The organism is Streptomyces sp. NBC_01255 (genome assembly GCF_036226445.1).
In the GTDB taxonomy this organism is placed as follows: Bacteria; Actinomycetota; Actinomycetes; order Streptomycetales; family Streptomycetaceae; genus Streptomyces.
In genome coordinates this window covers 6879408-6893102 of sequence record NZ_CP108474.1, presented here as the reverse complement: position 1 = coordinate 6893102, position 13695 = coordinate 6879408, and the positions used below count along the sequence as shown (strand labels likewise).

General features: G+C 71.8%; 15 protein-coding genes. 5 read left to right on the top strand and 10 right to left on the bottom strand.

Annotated features, from left to right (window positions below; translation table 11 throughout):
* Positions 1–67: 67 nt before the first annotated feature.
* Positions 68–1186: a DUF5925 domain-containing protein gene (locus OG357_RS31215; protein WP_329624309.1), complete on the top strand. Its 1119-nt coding sequence runs from the start codon at positions 68–70 to the stop codon at positions 1184–1186.
* 38 nt (positions 1187–1224) lie between these two features.
* Here OG357_RS31215 and OG357_RS31210 read toward each other — a convergent pair whose 3' ends face one another.
* Positions 1225–1599 (bottom strand): GntR family transcriptional regulator, encoded by a 375-nt coding sequence (locus OG357_RS31210; protein WP_329624308.1) that lies wholly within the window; start codon positions 1597–1599, stop codon positions 1225–1227.
* A 73-nt stretch (positions 1600–1672) separates the two neighbouring features.
* On the opposite strand from OG357_RS31210, the gene OG357_RS31205 reads away from it, so the two are divergent.
* Both OG357_RS31205 and OG357_RS31200 read left to right on the top strand, forming a co-directional pair.
* Positions 1673–2596, top strand: coding sequence for a GNAT family N-acetyltransferase (locus OG357_RS31205; protein WP_329624307.1), 924 nt, complete (start codon positions 1673–1675; stop codon positions 2594–2596).
* Positions 2577–3071, top strand: coding sequence for a DUF402 domain-containing protein (locus tag OG357_RS31200; protein ID WP_317593989.1), 495 nt, complete (start codon positions 2577–2579; stop codon positions 3069–3071). The genes OG357_RS31205 and OG357_RS31200 overlap by 20 nt, the downstream gene beginning before the upstream one ends.
* Positions 3072–3110: 39 nt before the next feature.
* Here OG357_RS31200 and OG357_RS31195 read toward each other — a convergent pair whose 3' ends face one another.
* From OG357_RS31195 to OG357_RS31175, 5 genes are all read right to left on the bottom strand, one after another.
* Positions 3111–3530, bottom strand: a complete 420-nt coding sequence (locus OG357_RS31195; protein WP_329624306.1) for a DUF6299 family protein — start codon at positions 3528–3530, stop codon at positions 3111–3113.
* A gap of 78 nt (positions 3531–3608) precedes the next feature.
* On the bottom strand, positions 3609–4073 hold the full coding sequence (locus OG357_RS31190; RefSeq protein ID WP_329624305.1) for a GNAT family N-acetyltransferase: 465 nt from the start codon (positions 4071–4073) through the stop codon (positions 3609–3611).
* Positions 4070–5566 carry a tripartite tricarboxylate transporter permease gene (locus tag OG357_RS31185; RefSeq protein ID WP_329624304.1) on the bottom strand — a complete coding sequence of 499 codons (1497 nt, stop codon included), beginning with the start codon at positions 5564–5566 and terminating at the stop codon, positions 4070–4072. The genes OG357_RS31190 and OG357_RS31185 overlap by 4 nt, the downstream gene beginning before the upstream one ends.
* A 3-nt stretch (positions 5567–5569) precedes the next feature.
* Positions 5570–6076: a tripartite tricarboxylate transporter TctB family protein gene (locus OG357_RS31180; protein WP_329624303.1), complete on the bottom strand. Its 507-nt coding sequence runs from the start codon at positions 6074–6076 to the stop codon at positions 5570–5572.
* Positions 6073–7056 carry a Bug family tripartite tricarboxylate transporter substrate binding protein gene (locus tag OG357_RS31175; RefSeq protein WP_329624302.1) on the bottom strand — a complete coding sequence of 328 codons (984 nt, stop codon included), beginning with the start codon at positions 7054–7056 and terminating at the stop codon, positions 6073–6075. Before OG357_RS31175 ends, OG357_RS31180 begins: the two co-directional genes overlap by 4 nt.
* A 133-nt stretch (positions 7057–7189) precedes the next feature.
* Here OG357_RS31175 and OG357_RS31170 point away from each other — a divergent pair, with 133 nt between their 5' ends.
* Positions 7190–7858, top strand: a complete 669-nt coding sequence (locus tag OG357_RS31170; RefSeq protein ID WP_317593995.1) for a response regulator — start codon at positions 7190–7192, stop codon at positions 7856–7858.
* Between the two features lie 6 nt (positions 7859–7864).
* Here OG357_RS31170 and OG357_RS31165 read toward each other — a convergent pair whose 3' ends face one another.
* Both OG357_RS31165 and OG357_RS31160 read right to left on the bottom strand, forming a co-directional pair.
* On the bottom strand, positions 7865–10027 hold the full coding sequence (locus tag OG357_RS31165) for a tetratricopeptide repeat protein (protein WP_329624301.1): 2163 nt from the start codon (positions 10025–10027) through the stop codon (positions 7865–7867).
* A complete protein-coding gene (locus OG357_RS31160; protein ID WP_329624300.1) occupies positions 10024–10434 on the bottom strand; it encodes a hypothetical protein in 411 nt (136 codons plus the stop codon). Before OG357_RS31160 ends, OG357_RS31165 begins: the two co-directional genes overlap by 4 nt.
* A 248-nt stretch (positions 10435–10682) precedes the next feature.
* Here OG357_RS31160 and OG357_RS31155 point away from each other — a divergent pair, with 248 nt between their 5' ends.
* Positions 10683–11696: a lytic polysaccharide monooxygenase auxiliary activity family 9 protein gene (locus OG357_RS31155; RefSeq protein ID WP_329624299.1), complete on the top strand. Its 1014-nt coding sequence runs from the start codon at positions 10683–10685 to the stop codon at positions 11694–11696.
* Between the two features lie 21 nt (positions 11697–11717).
* Here the strand turns inward: OG357_RS31155 and OG357_RS31150 are convergent, their stop codons facing one another.
* Both OG357_RS31150 and OG357_RS31145 read right to left on the bottom strand, forming a co-directional pair.
* Positions 11718–12470 carry a D-Ala-D-Ala carboxypeptidase family metallohydrolase gene (locus tag OG357_RS31150; protein WP_329624298.1) on the bottom strand — a complete coding sequence of 251 codons (753 nt, stop codon included), beginning with the start codon at positions 12468–12470 and terminating at the stop codon, positions 11718–11720.
* 126 nt (positions 12471–12596) lie between these two features.
* Positions 12597–13484 carry an esterase/lipase family protein gene (locus OG357_RS31145; protein ID WP_329624297.1) on the bottom strand — a complete coding sequence of 296 codons (888 nt, stop codon included), beginning with the start codon at positions 13482–13484 and terminating at the stop codon, positions 12597–12599.
* Positions 13485–13695 lie beyond the last annotated feature (211 nt).

Genomic DNA, 13695 nt, shown 5'->3' with positions numbered 1-13695 from the left:
CCGGACCGGGGACCGGGGAGAACGTCCCGTTCAAAACACGGTGCACGGAATGCCCGGTTGCCGGATCATGGGCGCCATGGCTGACACCCCACCGGTACCGTCCGAGCCTCAGCGGTCGCTGCCCATCAGGCTCAACCTCGACGACAGCGACTCGCCGGCCGACGTCGTCGACGCGCTCTTCCTCGGCCGCTTCGCGACCGGCGAGCAGCCTCACTCGCACAGCACCACCCTGGACCGGGTCAAGCCCGAGGCGACGCTCCTTCCCGCGGACGCCCGGGTCCTGCGGGCCGCGAAGGACGACGACCGCAGCGCCGTGCTCGCCGAGGGCGAGGGCTGGACGCTGCTGATCTCCCGCTGGAACCGCGGCGCGGACGTCACCGTCACGGCCTCGGACGCGGAGGTCGCGGAGCGGGTCCTCAAGGAGGCGACCGACGGGGCGAAGGACGAGCCGGAACCGCAGCCGGAGAACGTGACGATGGGCTTCTGGTACGTGTCGCCCCGGCGCGGCCCGCACCGCACCACCCGGCAGATCAGCGCCGGGACCTGGGACGAGGTCCGGCCCAACTACTCGGCGCCGGTTGCCGATTCCATGGACCGGCTGATGACGGTGACCCCCGAGTCGATCGCGGGCCGGCTCCTGCTGCTGCACGGGCCGCCGGGGACCGGCAAGACGTCCGCGCTGCGGACCCTGGCCCGGTCCTGGCGCGAGTGGTGCCAGGTGGACTGCGTCCTGGACCCGGAGCGGCTGTTCAACGACGTCGGCTATCTGATGGACATCGCCATCGGGGAGGACGAGGGCACGGCGAAGGGCCGCTGGCGGCTGCTGCTCCTGGAGGACTGCGACGAGCTGATCCGGGGCGAGGCGAAGCACACGGCGGGGCAGGCCCTGTCGCGGCTGCTCAACCTGACGGACGGGCTGCTCGGGCAGGGACGCAACGTCCTGGTCGGGGTCACCACCAACGAGGACCTGGAGCGGCTCCACCCGGCCGTCGTCCGCCCGGGCCGCTGTCTGGCGCGGATCGAGGTCGGACCGCTGACCAGGGCGGAGTCCGTCACCTGGCTCGGACGCGAAGAGGGCGTGCCGCGCGAGGGCGCGACGCTGGCGGAGCTGTTCGCGCTGCGCCGCGGCACGCCCCCGGCGGAACTCCCGGAACCCCGTACGGCGGGGGCGGGGCTCTACTTGTAGAAGCGAGTCGTGCAGAGGTGGGTCCGGTCAGGGGCCGGTCAGTTGTCGTACGCCGCGCGCAGGGCCTCGCTCACCGCCGCCTCCGCGGCCTCGCGGCTGAGGCCGAGGCGACGGGCCTCTTCGGCGTACTGGGCGGCGGCGGTGGCGGCCCGGCGGGTCGCCGCGTCGCCGGCCGCCGCGACGAAGGTCCCGTGGCGCCCGCGCGTCTCGATCACTCCGTCCGCCTCCAGCGCCTTGTAGGCCTTGGCGACGGTGTTCGCGGCGAGGCCCAGCTCCTCCGCGAGTCCCCGTACCGTCGGCAGCTTGTATCCGACCGGCAGTCTGCCCGACCGGGCCCGCTCCGAGATCTGGGCACGCAGCTGTTCGTACGGAGCGGTGGTGGAGTCGTGGTCCACGGCGATGGTGAGTGTCACCCGCCGATTCTGCCCCCACCCCGCGGGAAAATGGGAGGCGGCGGTACACCCTGCGCCCGTAGCGTGCGGCCACATGACTGTGATCGTCCGTGATGTACGAGCCGAGGACGCCGAGGGTTTCGCGCGCGTCCGCCGTGCCGCCGTGCCCTTCATGCTCGCGACCGCCGAGCAACTCGTCTTCGACTGGGCCCACGCCCACCCCGACAGCCACGAGCGGCCGCTCGTCGCGGTGACCGAGGACGGCGAGATCATCGGGACCGTCCAGCAGCGGATCGCGCACGACGCGCCGGAGCCGGGCATCGGCTCCGTCAACGTGTACGTGGACCCCGCGCGCCAGCGGCGCGGTGCCGGGGCGGCGCTGCTGCGCGCCGCCGAGGAGCACCTCGCGGAGCAGGGCGCGCGGACCCTGTACAGCTGGGTCCTGGACACGCCGGAGGACCGTGCGTGGGCCGAGCGGCGGAGGTACGCGCCCAGCCGTTCCGCCCACTTCCTCCGCCTCGACCTGACGACGGCCGAACTGCCGCCGCTCCAGGAGCCGCCGGCCGGTGTCGAACTGCTGCCGGCCGAGCACTTCGCGGCCGATCCGCGGCCGATCTTCGAGCTGGACGCGGTGACGACCGCCGACGAGCCGGGTGACGTGGGGGCCGAGCTGGACGACTACGCGCACTGGCGGGAGACGACCTGGAACCATCCGCTCCATGACCGGGCGCTGACGACGGTCGCGGTGGTGGACGGGGTGCCCGCGGCGTTCAGCGCGGCGCAGACGGACGGGCTCGGCCGGTACAACTCGGGAATGACGGGCACGGCGCCCGCCTTCCGCGGCCGCGGGCTCGCGAAACTCGCGAAGAACGCGTCCCTGCACCGGGCCCGGGCGGCGGGGTGCGTGGAGGCGTTCACGGGGAACGACGCCGGCAACGAGCCGATGCTGGCGATCAACAAGTGGTTCGGCTACGAGATCGGCGCGACGGAGGTGCGGCATGTCCGGACGATCGGTTGAGATCACCCTGGTGAAGGCGGGACGGACGAAGATCCGCTACCCGGCGGAAGTCCTCACGGAGGTTCTCACGGAGGAGGGCGGCCGGCTGTCGGTCCGTGCCCCGTGGGCCGCCGAGGGGGTACGGGACTTCGGCTTCGTACGGTTCGAACCGGGCGACGTCTTCGTGGAGCACTACTGGCGCGACCGCTGGTACACGGTCAAGGAGGTGTGGTCCGCCGACGGCACCCTCAAGGGCTGGTACTGCGACATCACCCGGCCGGCCGAGATCGACGGCTCGGGGGTGGTGGTCGAGGACCTGGACCTGGACCTGTGGGTGTCGGCGGACGGCAGCGAGGTGCTGCGGCTCGACGAGGACGAGTTCGCGGCGAGCGGCCTCGCCGCCTCCGACCCGGAGGCGGCGGAACGCGCCGTCGTGGCCCTCGACGAGCTCGAAGTGCTCGGCCGTGAGGGCCTGATCGACCTGCTGGGTCGGTAGGCCCGGCAGAACCGGTGGAGCCGGTGGAGCCGGTAGCGGTCAGTGCAGCTCGACGTCCGACTCCTCCGTCGCGAGGAAGCCGGGCGTCGGCAGGCCCGTCGCGCCGGCCGTGAGCTGCATGAGGGTGGCCTCGACCCGGGCGGCGCCTGGCTGGTAGGCGGGGTCCTTCACCACGGAGGTGTTGACCCACTCGTGGATCTGCCCGTCGCAGACGGCCCGGGTGCCGCCGATCCCGGCGGAACGGTTCCCCTGGCGGAGCGTGGAGCTCACGAAGACGGGACCCGCGCTGTCGTCGACGCAGCGGTACGTGCCGGAGAGGGTCACGGTGCTGTCGGCGGCGACGGTTCCGTAGCCGTGGACGGAGAGGCCGTCGGCCTCTCCCGCGTGGGCGAGAGGAGCGACGGCGGCGGCGAGCAGGATGCCTGCGGCGAGGACGGCGAGGGAGTTGCGTACGCGCATGAGCGGGGTCCCTTCGGGGCGTGGGGGGATGGTGCTGCCCGCCAGGGATACCGGATCAAGCCGCGCGATGTCCGAAACTCACCCCATCGGGGGCGAGTTGAGGACTTTTCGGTAGTAGATACGATCGTACGGTCCGTCCACGCGCCGCTCGACGACCTCGTAGCCGTACCGCTCGTACAGCTTCTGGTTCTCCCACATCATCGCGTTGGTCAGCAGCCGCACCTCGGGGAGACCGAGCTCCCGGGCGTACCGCTCCACCCAGTCGAGCAACATCCGGCCCAGGCCCGCGCCCTGGGCGTCGGGGTGCACGGCGATCTCGTCCAGATAGAGGTGATCGGCCTCGCGGATCACCACCACGAGGCCGGACACCGGGTCGCCTGTGACGAACACACGCCCCGCGGCCACGTTCGCCGCGTGGTCGTACTCCATCGGGGCCGGTACGAGACCGATCCGTTCGATGTAGTGGTGGAAGGCCGCGTCGGTCACGGCTTTCACTGCGGGCACGTCGGCGGCTGCCGCGGGGCGGATCACGCTGTCTGTCATACCGTCACATTACGACGGCGCGTGACCACCTTTCTCAGCAGCGGCCAGGCGAGCAGGATCACGACGACGGCGTACACGGTGACCGAGAACGGGGTGTTCACCAGGCCCGTCAGGGAGCCGTCGCTGATCTGGAGGGCACGGCGGAGCTGCTGTTCGGCGGCCGGGCCGAGGATGACACCGATGACGGCGGGCAGCACCGGGAGTCCGTAGCGCCGCATGCCGAGGCCGATGAGCCCGATGACGAGCAGGACCACGAGGTCGAGCGCCTCGCCGCCCACCGCGTACGCGCCGACGGCGGCGAAGAAGAGGATGCCGGCGTAGAGGTACGGGCGCGGGATGCGCAGCAGCTTGGCCCAGACCGGGGCGAGCGGCAGGTTGAGGGCGAGCAGCAGCACCATGCCGACGAAGAGCGAGGCGATCAGGCCCCAGACCAGGTCGGGTTCCCGCTCGAAGAGCAGGGGGCCGGGCTGGATGCCGTACTGCTGGAAGGCGGCGAGCATCACGGCGGCGACGGCGGTCGTGGGCAGGCCGAGGGTGAGCATCGAGACGAGCGTGCCCGCGGCGGAGGCGGAGGCCGCCGACTCGGGTCCCGCGACGCCCTCGATGGCGCCCTTGCCGAACTGCTCCTTGTGCTTCGAGAGCCTCTTCTCCGTGACGTACGAGAGGAAGGTGGGGATCTCGGCGCCGCCGGCCGGGATCGCGCCGAGCGGGAAGCCGATGAAGGGACCGCGCAGCCAGGACTTCCAGGTCCGCTTCACGTCGTCCCTGCCGAGCCAGGGCCGGCCGACGGGGATGGCCTCGCCCGTCGTGCGGCGCAGGTGCGCGGCGACCCACAGGGCCTCGCCGATCGCGAAGAGGCCGACCGCGACGATGACGACGTCGACGCCGTCGGCGAGCTGGAGCGAACCGAAGGTGAGGCGCTGCTGGCCGGTCATCTGGTCGAGGCCGACGAGGCCGATCGTGAGGCCGATGAGGAGGGAGGCGAGGCCGCGGATGCGGGAGGAGCCGAGGACGGAGGTCACCGCGATGAAGGCGAGGACCATGAGGGCGAAGTAGTCCGGGGCGCCGATGTCGACGGCGAGCGCGGCGACGGTGGGGGCGAGGACGACGAGCAGGATCGTGCCGATCATGCCGCCGGCGAAGTGGCCGATGGCGGCGGCGGCTAGCGCCTGCGCGCCGCGGCCGGCCTTGGCCATCGGGTTGCCCTCGATGGCGGCGACGACGGCGGCGCTCTCGCCGGGAGTGTTGAGCAGGATCGAGGTCGTGGAGCCGCCGAACATGGCGCCGTAGTAGATGCCGGCGAACATGATGAAGGCGCCGGTCGGTTCGAGTCCGTACGTCACCGGGAGCAGCAGGGCGACGGCCATGGCGGGGCCGATGCCGGGCAGGACGCCGATGGCGGTGCCGAGGAGCACGCCGACGGCGGCCCACAGCAGGTTCATCGGGGTGAGGGCGGTCCCGAAGCCGTCGATGAGGGAGTACAGGGAATCCATGGATCAGATCACTCCCATCAGCGGGCCGCCGGGCAGCGGGACGCCGAGCAGCTTGTCGAAGACGCCGTAGGTGAAGAGGGAGAGGGCGGCCGCGATGAGCGGGTCGCGGTGGAGGTGACGGCTGCCGAGGGCGTAGGCCGCTCCCCAGAAGAGGAGGGCGCCGGCCACGGGGAAGCCGAGGGGGCCGATGAGGACGGCGAAGGCGAGGAAGACACCGGCGAGGAGCAGGACGGTGCGCCAGTCGGCGGGCTCGGTCAGGTCGACGTCCTCGCCGGCCTCGGCCTCGCCGCGGCCGCCGCGCAGGACGTCGACGGTGAGGAGGACGGCGACGACGAGGAGGCCGCAGCCGACGACGAGGGGGACGGTGGCGGGGCCGACGGGGCCGCGGCCGGTGACGTCGGTGTCGAGGGTGAGGGCGTCGGTGAGGACGAGGACGCCGAGGAGGAAGAGGAGGGCGCCGACGCCGAGCTCGGAACGCCCGCGCAGCCAGTCCTTCGGTTTGGTGGTCACAGGCCGAGCTCCTTGAGGACGGAGGCGACGCGTCGGTCCTGCGCGGTGAGGAAGGTGCCGAACTCCTCGCCGGGCAGGAAGGCGTCGTTCCAGCCGTGGGTCTTGAGGGACTCGCGCCACTGCGGCGAGTCGTGCAGCTCGGTGACGAGGCCGACGAGCTTCTCGCGTTCGGCGTCGGAGAGGCCGGGCGGGGCGACGATGCCCCGCCAGTTGGTGAACTCGGTGTCGAGGCCGGCCTCGCGGAGCGTGGGGGCGTCGAGGCCGGGGACCCGCTTCGGGCCGGTGACGGCGAGGAGGCGCAGCTCGCCCGCCTTGATCTGGTCGAGGTACTCGCCGACGCCGGAGACGCCGAAGCCGACCTTGTTGCCGAGGATGGAGGCGAGGAGTTCGCCGCCGCCGTCGAAGGGGACGTAGTTGACGTCCTTGGGGGCGATCCCGGCGGCCTGGGCCATCAGCATCGGGGCGAGGTGGTCGGGCCCGCCGGGCGAGGACCCGCCGCCGACGGGCACCTTCCCGGGATCCTTCTTCCAGACGGCCAGCAGCTCCTGGATCGTCTTGTACGGGGAGTCCTTCCCGACCACGACGATGTCCTGCTCCTCGGTGAGCCGGGCGATCGGGGTGGTGTCGGCGAGGGTCCTGGGGGTCTTGTTGGTGTGGACGGCGCCGACGACGCCGAGGCCCATGGACATGGCGAGGCGGCCGTTGCCGCGCTCGCCGACGAGCCGGGTGAGGCCGACGGTGCCGCCCGCGCCGGGCAGGTTGAAGACCTCGATGTCGCCGGTGAGGCCCGCTTCCTCGGCGTTCCTTGCGGCCGTGCGGGCGGTGATGTCGTATCCGCCGCCGGGGGTGTTGGGGACCATGAAGCGCAGTCCGGGTATCTGCGTGCCGGTGTCGGTGTCGCTGCCGCTGGTGAGCAGCGGCGGACCGACAAGGACCAGCAACGCCGACCCGAGGAGAGCGAGGGGAGTGCGCAGACGCACGTGTGCCGCCTCTCAGGCAGGAGGGAAAGGGGGGTGTGAGGTGGCCCACATGTTGCCGGTACGTGAAGAAGCTGTCTCTCTTCCGCAATCAATGGACGTTGTGGTCGTTGTGGTCGCGACCTAGCGTGGCGGCGTGACGAATGTGCTGGTGGTGGACGACGACTTCATGGTCGCCAAGCTGCACTGCCGCTATGTGTCGGCGGTGGAGGGCTTCACGGTGTCCGGGGTCGCGCACAACGGCGCCGAGGCGCTGCGCGCGGCCGAGCGGCTCCGGCCCGACCTGGTGCTGCTCGACGTCTTCCTGCCGGACATGGACGGCATCCAGGTGCTGCGGGAGCTGCGCGCGGCGGGCCTGGCCACGGACGCGCTCTTCATCACGGCGGCGCGCGACGTGGCGACGATCCGTGAGGCGCTGCGGGCGGGGGCGCTCCACTATCTGATCAAGCCGTTCAGCCAGGCGGCGCTGCACGAGCAGCTGCGCCATGTGGCCTCGCTGCGCAGCCGCCTCGACGACCTCGACGAGGCCCGCCAGGAGGACGTGGACCAGATCTTCGGCACCCGCCCGCGCGGCTCCCGCGAACTCCCGAAGGGCCTCGCCGCCCACACGGCCGACCTGGTCGACTCGGTCCTCCGCGCCCACCCGGAGGGCCTCTCGGCGACGGAATGCGCGGAAGCCGGCGCCCTGTCCCGCGTCAGCGCCCGCCGCTACCTGGAGTACTTCGCCCAGACGGGCCGCGCGGAGATCACGCTGCGGTACGGGGGGACGGGGCGGCCGGAGCGGCGATACCGGCGGTTGGGGTGACCTCTCCTACGCGGAACGGCCGGCGGCGTTCCGGTACTGGTGGAGAAGTTCTTCGGCGTGCACGGTCCAGGGGTGCGCCGGGCCCAGCACCTGGGTCCGCCCTTCCACCAGGATCTCTCCTTGCTCGATGGCTTCAGCGTGCCGGCCCAGGGCGTTGAGGACGACGCTGAGCGTCTGCCTGGTGTTGAGCAACAAGGGGTAGTCCGGAGCGAAGATGCGCTCGTACCCGGAGAGAGCTCTACGCACGTGAGGCAGTGCCTCAAGCGGCCTCTCCACGGCAGCGAGTGCAAACGCGTACCCAAGTTCGGCTCCGAGCGTCATGGGGTGATCGTCCCCGGCGGCGCTGCGACAGCCCGCGATGACAGCGGGGCCGGTGGCGAGGATCTCGCCCCTGTCCGGAAGGGGGCCCGCGTCCGGGTGCCCCATCGCCTCCACGATGCACTTCCGTGCGATGAGCGTGAGCGGGTGGGTTCTCCCGAAGACCGCCTCCCGGCCTTGAGCCGCCCGCCTCTTCAGAACCATCGCTTCCTGGAGTCGCCCACGGTGAGGCAGAACGAGTGCCAGCCGCAGACATGCCTCCAGCGTGTCAGGAGCATCGGGTCCCAGGACCCGCTCACAGTCGTCGAGCGCCTCTTGGTAGACGGTCTCGGACTCCTCGAACCGTGCGAGCCGGAAGAGGGCGCGGCCCACCCGCAGGCGAAGCCTGAGAGCGTGCACGTTGTCGGCGGGCAGGCACGGGGTGGTGAGTTCGAGGGCTTCCTTCGCCAGGGTGAGCGCGGAGGCGTAGTCCCCCGACCTGTGCACGGCGATGACGAGACGGAGGGCGCAGTCGGCCGCGCCTTCCACAGCGGCTGCGCCGGCGCTCCAGCCGACGAGACGTCGTAGGAGTGCGATGACGTGCGGAGCGAGCAGCATCACCGCGGGATCCTGCACTCCGCGTTCGGGCACCTCCGGCAGTACGGCTCCGAGGAGTTGGGCGGCTGTCGTGGCGAGCCGCTCTCTCCGGTCGTCGGGGGTGGCCTGGGCGACGCTGTCGAGGAGGATCCCGTGGACGCGCAGGCAGCGCACGGGGCCGGGTACGAGCTCGGTGAGGGAATGGTCGAGCAGTCCGCGCAGGGCGGGTTCCACGCGGGACGGGTGGAGCTCCGTACCCAGTTCGGCACCCACGAGGAGGCTGAGCGGGAGGGGGTCCCCGGCAAAGCATGCGAGCAGGCGCAACAAGGAGGTGGCTTCGGGGAGGCCCTGAGCGGTGAGGGCGTCGAGGGAGAGTTGCCAGGTGCGGCTGAGCAGGTGGCGGGATTCGGCGCCGGCTTCGGCGCCCCGGTCCAGAAGGTCGATGGGGTGGAAGCCGGCACCGCCGTCGAGTCCGTGTCGGTAGTCGGCGAGATTCCACGGGTCGAGCACCTGCTGGGCGAGGAATCCGCCGGCGAGGGTGAGCGGCGCCAGCGGGAGGCGGCCGAGCCGGTCGGCGACCTCTGCCGCTTCCTCCGCGCTTCCCGCATGGGGGGCGAGGTCCTGGAGGACGAGTGCGGCGTCCTCTCGTGGGAGGACACCGAACTGGAGGAGGTCGGCGCCGGGCCACCAGTGGGCCGCTGCCTGTCGGGTGGTGACGACGACCGTTCCGGCAGGGCTCGTACGCAGCCACCCGCCGTCACGGAGGACGGCAGGGGTGTCGGCGTTGTCCAGGACGAGCAGCCACGGTCGGTCGGATGCGTCGAGGTAGTGCCAGACCAGGTCGGCGGCGGGACGCAGGCCGCTTCGCGCACCGGTGAGTTCGGCGTCCGTGGCGCCTCGGTCGGCCGCGACGGCGAGCATGCCGGCGCGCAGGGAGGCCGGGTCGGAGGCGTTGACCCAGAGTCCGATGCGACCGGCGTGATCGGTGGCGTGGCGGAAGAGGGTGTGGGCGACGGCGGTCTTGCCGCAGCCGCCCATGCCGTGGAGGACGTAGGCGCGGTTGCCGGCGCCGGGCTCGACAGCGGCTCGCAGCCGGTCCATCTCGCCCACGCGGTCGCGGAGTACGACGGGGCCGCGACCGACCGCCGGGTGACGTACCGAGTCGGGACCCGCCCAGTCGGGGGCGTGGTGGTGGTGCTCGACGATGCGCTGGTCGCCCGTGGCCTGGTAGATCCGCCCGTACCCGTCGGCCCGTGCGTCGTTGCCGCCGCTCATCGCTGGTCGATGTGCTGGTCGCGGCCCGCCTGGTACACGCGGGCGTGTCCGGAGGCGGTGGCGTGCTGGGTCACCGCCGGGGCGTCGGGCGTGATCGGCCGGAGCTCGTCGAGGATCGCGCGGAGCGCAGCGGCTTCCTCGGGGTGGGTCACGAGCAGTCGCCGGATACGGCCCTGCCACTCCGCCCCCAGTTCGCTGCCGGACTCGACGTCGCCGCCGGCCTGCGCGGCCAGCAGGTCCGTCCGGGTCACCTCGAGTTCGGCGGAGATCGCCTCGGCCCGCTCCGGCTCGGCACGGCGCCACAGCGAGGTGATCCCGTCGCTGACGCACTGCCAGGCCTCGGTCGTCAGCAACGTCACCAAGGTCGTCCCCGCCGTGCCTGCCAGCACGGCCAACTCCGCGTCCAAGGACCCGCCCCCTCCACCCGGTTGTGATCTGCCGCCCCAGGGTATCCAGGCGGGCCCAGCGGCTACAGGGGAAATCCGCCAAGGCGGGGCCGGGGTCGCCCCCCTCTGCCTGAGCGGCTTCTTAGCGGCTCCTTAAAGCGGTCCTAAGGATCGCCGCATCCTGCTCTCCGGAGGCTTTTTCGCGGGTCCGGGCGGCTAGTTTCCTTGCCAACCCCCCACACCCACCCTCGTGAAGGAGCTGTCCCCCCATGACTTCTCGCCGTACGGCCGCGGCCGTCACCGCCACCGCACTGCTGGGCCTGTCCGCGCTCGCGTCCGGGCCCGCGTTCGCGCACGGGTCGATGACGGATCCGGTGAGCCGGGTCTCGGCCTGTTACGCGGAGGGGCCCGAGTCTCCGAAGTCGGCGGCCTGCAAGGCCGCGGTGGCGGCGAGCGGGGCGCAGGCGTTCTACGACTGGAACGCGGTGAACATCGCGAACGCCGCCGGGAAGCACCGGGAGCTGATCCCGGACGGCAAGCTGTGCAGCGCGGGCAACGACAAGTACCGGGGGCTCGACCTGGCGCGGGCCGACTGGCCGGCGAGCGCCCTGGACTCCGGGGAGCACACCTTCCGTTACAAGGGGACCGCCCCGCACCGGGGCTCGTTCGAGCTGTACGTGACGAAGGACGGGTACGACCCGTCGAAGCCGCTGGCGTGGTCGGACCTGGAGGAGAAGCCGTTCGCGACGGTGACCGACCCGCGGATGGAGAACGGCGACTACGTCTTCGAGGGGACGGTGCCGGCGAAGTCCGGCCGTCACCTGATCTACTCGATCTGGCAGCGCTCCGACTCGCCCGAGGCGTTCTACACCTGCTCGGACGTGGTGTTCGGGAAGGACAGCGGCGGTACGGCTCCGGCGCCGACCGCTTCCGCGCCGAGCGAGGAGCAGATCGAGGACGGGAAGGACGAGTCCTCCGTCGAGCACGGCGGGCACGGGGACACGGACCCGTCGACCGGCGCGGAGGAGACGGCGGCCGCTCCTGAGCCCACCCGGTCGGCCGAGGCGACTCAGGCAGCGACTCCGGCTGAGACCGGGGCTGCTGCCGAGACGCCCAACGCGCCTGCCCCGGCTGCCGGTTCCGATGCCGGCTCCGGGGAGCTCCTGGCCGAGACCGGGGGCGACGCCACCACCCCGTACCTCGCGGTCGGTGGCGCCGCCGTGCTCGCGCTCGGCGCGGCCGTGCTGTTCGGGACGACCCGGCGGCGCCGGACCCAGCGGTAGGGGCCGGGCGCCGGTCGGGGGTCAGATGCCGCAGCCGGAGGCGGACCAGAAGCGGCTGGGCCGGTGGTCCACGTGGGTGTGGTCGCTGTGGCCGGGGTAGCCGGGCCCGAGGATGCCGTTGAAGCCGTGGTTGCGGGCCTGCTGCGCGAGGCGGCACAGCGAGTGGGGTCCGGAGCCCAGGTCGGCCGCGTCACCGTACAGATGACGGCTCGACGAGGCTCCGCCCACCGCGTCGTTGCAGGCGTGGCTGCGGAATCCGCTGGTGACGCGGATGGACTGGTCACCGAGTGCGTGGCGGAGGGCCTCCAGCTTCCACATGGTGCGCAGCGCGTTGGACTTGGCGGTGGCGGCGCTCACCGCGCCGCCCTCCCAGGTGGTGTTGCAGTTGTTCAGCTCGGCGTAGGTGAAGTGGATGGGTGTGCAGTCGTCGTCCTGAAGGCTGTAGATCTTGCTGAAGGTCGCGGGGCCCGCGACACCGTCGGCGGCCAGTCCGTAGGCGGCCTGGAAGCGTTTGACGGCCGCGGCGGTCCCGGGGCCGTAGGCCCCGTCGATCGCGAGGACGGCGCCGTAGCCGGGGTAGCCGGCGACCCGGATCTGCAGTTGCGTCACATCGGCGCCGGAGGCTCCCTCGGAGAGGGTGCGCGACCAGGTGTAGCAGCCGTCCGCGTGAGCGGTACCGGCGGTCGCCACCACTCCACCCACCACGGAAGCCATGAGCATGACAATCGATAGGAGAAGGCGGACGGGCTTGGAATGTGCGGTACGGCGGGGCATCGAGCCTCCATTGCCTCACAAGACCGGGGGTGACCCGTGGCCGGGCCACCCCCGAGACTGGCCGCCCCGTCGACGCGCGTCAACCACACCTGACGAGCGTCATTTGTCGGCCCAATGGCGGAAGCCCTAGCCGATCACCGACAGGCAGGTGGTCGGGGTCGCGCGGGCCGGGTCGAGCGCGTTGGCCACCTCGTGGAAGGTGACCCGGTCCACCGTGCCGATCGCCACGTGCTCCGAGAGGTCGAGCGCGCACTTGTCCTGGATGAGGACGTTGGTGACGTTCGGGCCGGACAGGAACTGCGAGCGGTACGGGGTGACCACCTCGTCGTACTGGGTCGCGATGACGTGGTACCGGACCCCGGGGACGGTGTCGCCGCCCTCGTTGAGCTTCGTGATGAACGGCGAGCCGGCGATCTGGTCGGCGAGGCCCGGGGTCGTGGCGCTGATCAGGTCCTCGGCCCCGGGGAAGTACGGCAGGAGCTTGGTGAGGCCGAGGAGGGTGGTGCCGTGGTTGTCGGGGGCGATCCCGACGAGCGCGTTCACCTTCTCGGCGCCGCCGAGGAACTTGAGGTACCAGCGGGGCATCATGCCGCCCTGCGAGTGTCCGACGAGGTCCGCCTCGGGGGCGCCGGTCGCGGCGAGGACCCGGTCCACGTACGCGTCGAGTTGCTCGGCGGACTTCGCGATGGGGCCGAGGCCGTGGAAGAAGGGCACGTTCGGCAGCTGGCCGTAGTCGAGCGAGAAGACGCAGTACCCGCGGTTGACCAGGTACGGCGCGAGGACCAGCCAGTTGTCGACGGAGTTCCCGAAGGTGCCGTGGACGAGGACGACCGGGCGCGGGTGCGCGGCGGAGGGCTTGCAGGAGAAGTCGTTCCAGCCACGACTGGAGGTGACGGTCTCCGTCTGGGCCGAGGCGGTGGCGGTGGGGGCGAGCGTGGCGGCGGCGGTCAGCAGCAGGACGGACAGCGCTCTGACCGCGTGCTTCCAGGACTTCAGGGATTTCCGGGGCAGCATCGGGCGATCTCCTTGCGGCTCAAGGGGATGGTGGGGGTGCTGGGGGTGTCTTGCCGGTCAGGCCGGATCAGGGAGCGGGTCCTGGTGCCGTGCATCGCAAGGCGGAGGAGGGAGTCAACGCGGAGCGTTGACGACCGACGACAACGCGGCGAGGCGCGGCACCAGGCCCCGCGAGCCCGGCATGATCGACAAGACACCCCCTAAGCCCTGC

Bases quoted from the DNA above. Each gene is read 5' to 3' on its own strand.
- OG357_RS31195 (WP_329624306.1), bottom strand. From the start codon at position 3,530: ATGCGCGTACGCAACTCCCTCGCCGTCCTCGCCGCAGGCATCCTGCTC.
- OG357_RS31190 (WP_329624305.1), bottom strand. From the start codon at position 4,073: ATGACAGACAGCGTGATCCGCCCCGCGGCAGCCGCCGACGTGCCCGCA.
- OG357_RS31205 (WP_329624307.1), top strand. From the start codon at position 1,673: ATGACTGTGATCGTCCGTGATGTACGAGCCGAGGACGCCGAGGGTTTC.
- OG357_RS31215 (WP_329624309.1), top strand. From the start codon at position 68: ATGGGCGCCATGGCTGACACCCCACCGGTACCGTCCGAGCCTCAGCGG.
- OG357_RS31200 (WP_317593989.1), top strand. From the start codon at position 2,577: ATGTCCGGACGATCGGTTGAGATCACCCTGGTGAAGGCGGGACGGACG.
- OG357_RS31165 (WP_329624301.1), bottom strand. From the start codon at position 10,027: ATGAGCGGCGGCAACGACGCACGGGCCGACGGGTACGGGCGGATCTAC.
- OG357_RS31150 (WP_329624298.1), bottom strand. From the start codon at position 12,470: ATGCCCCGCCGTACCGCACATTCCAAGCCCGTCCGCCTTCTCCTATCG.
- OG357_RS31145 (WP_329624297.1), bottom strand. From the start codon at position 13,484: ATGCTGCCCCGGAAATCCCTGAAGTCCTGGAAGCACGCGGTCAGAGCG.
- OG357_RS31155 (WP_329624299.1), top strand. From the start codon at position 10,683: ATGACTTCTCGCCGTACGGCCGCGGCCGTCACCGCCACCGCACTGCTG.
- OG357_RS31185 (WP_329624304.1), bottom strand. From the start codon at position 5,566: ATGGATTCCCTGTACTCCCTCATCGACGGCTTCGGGACCGCCCTCACC.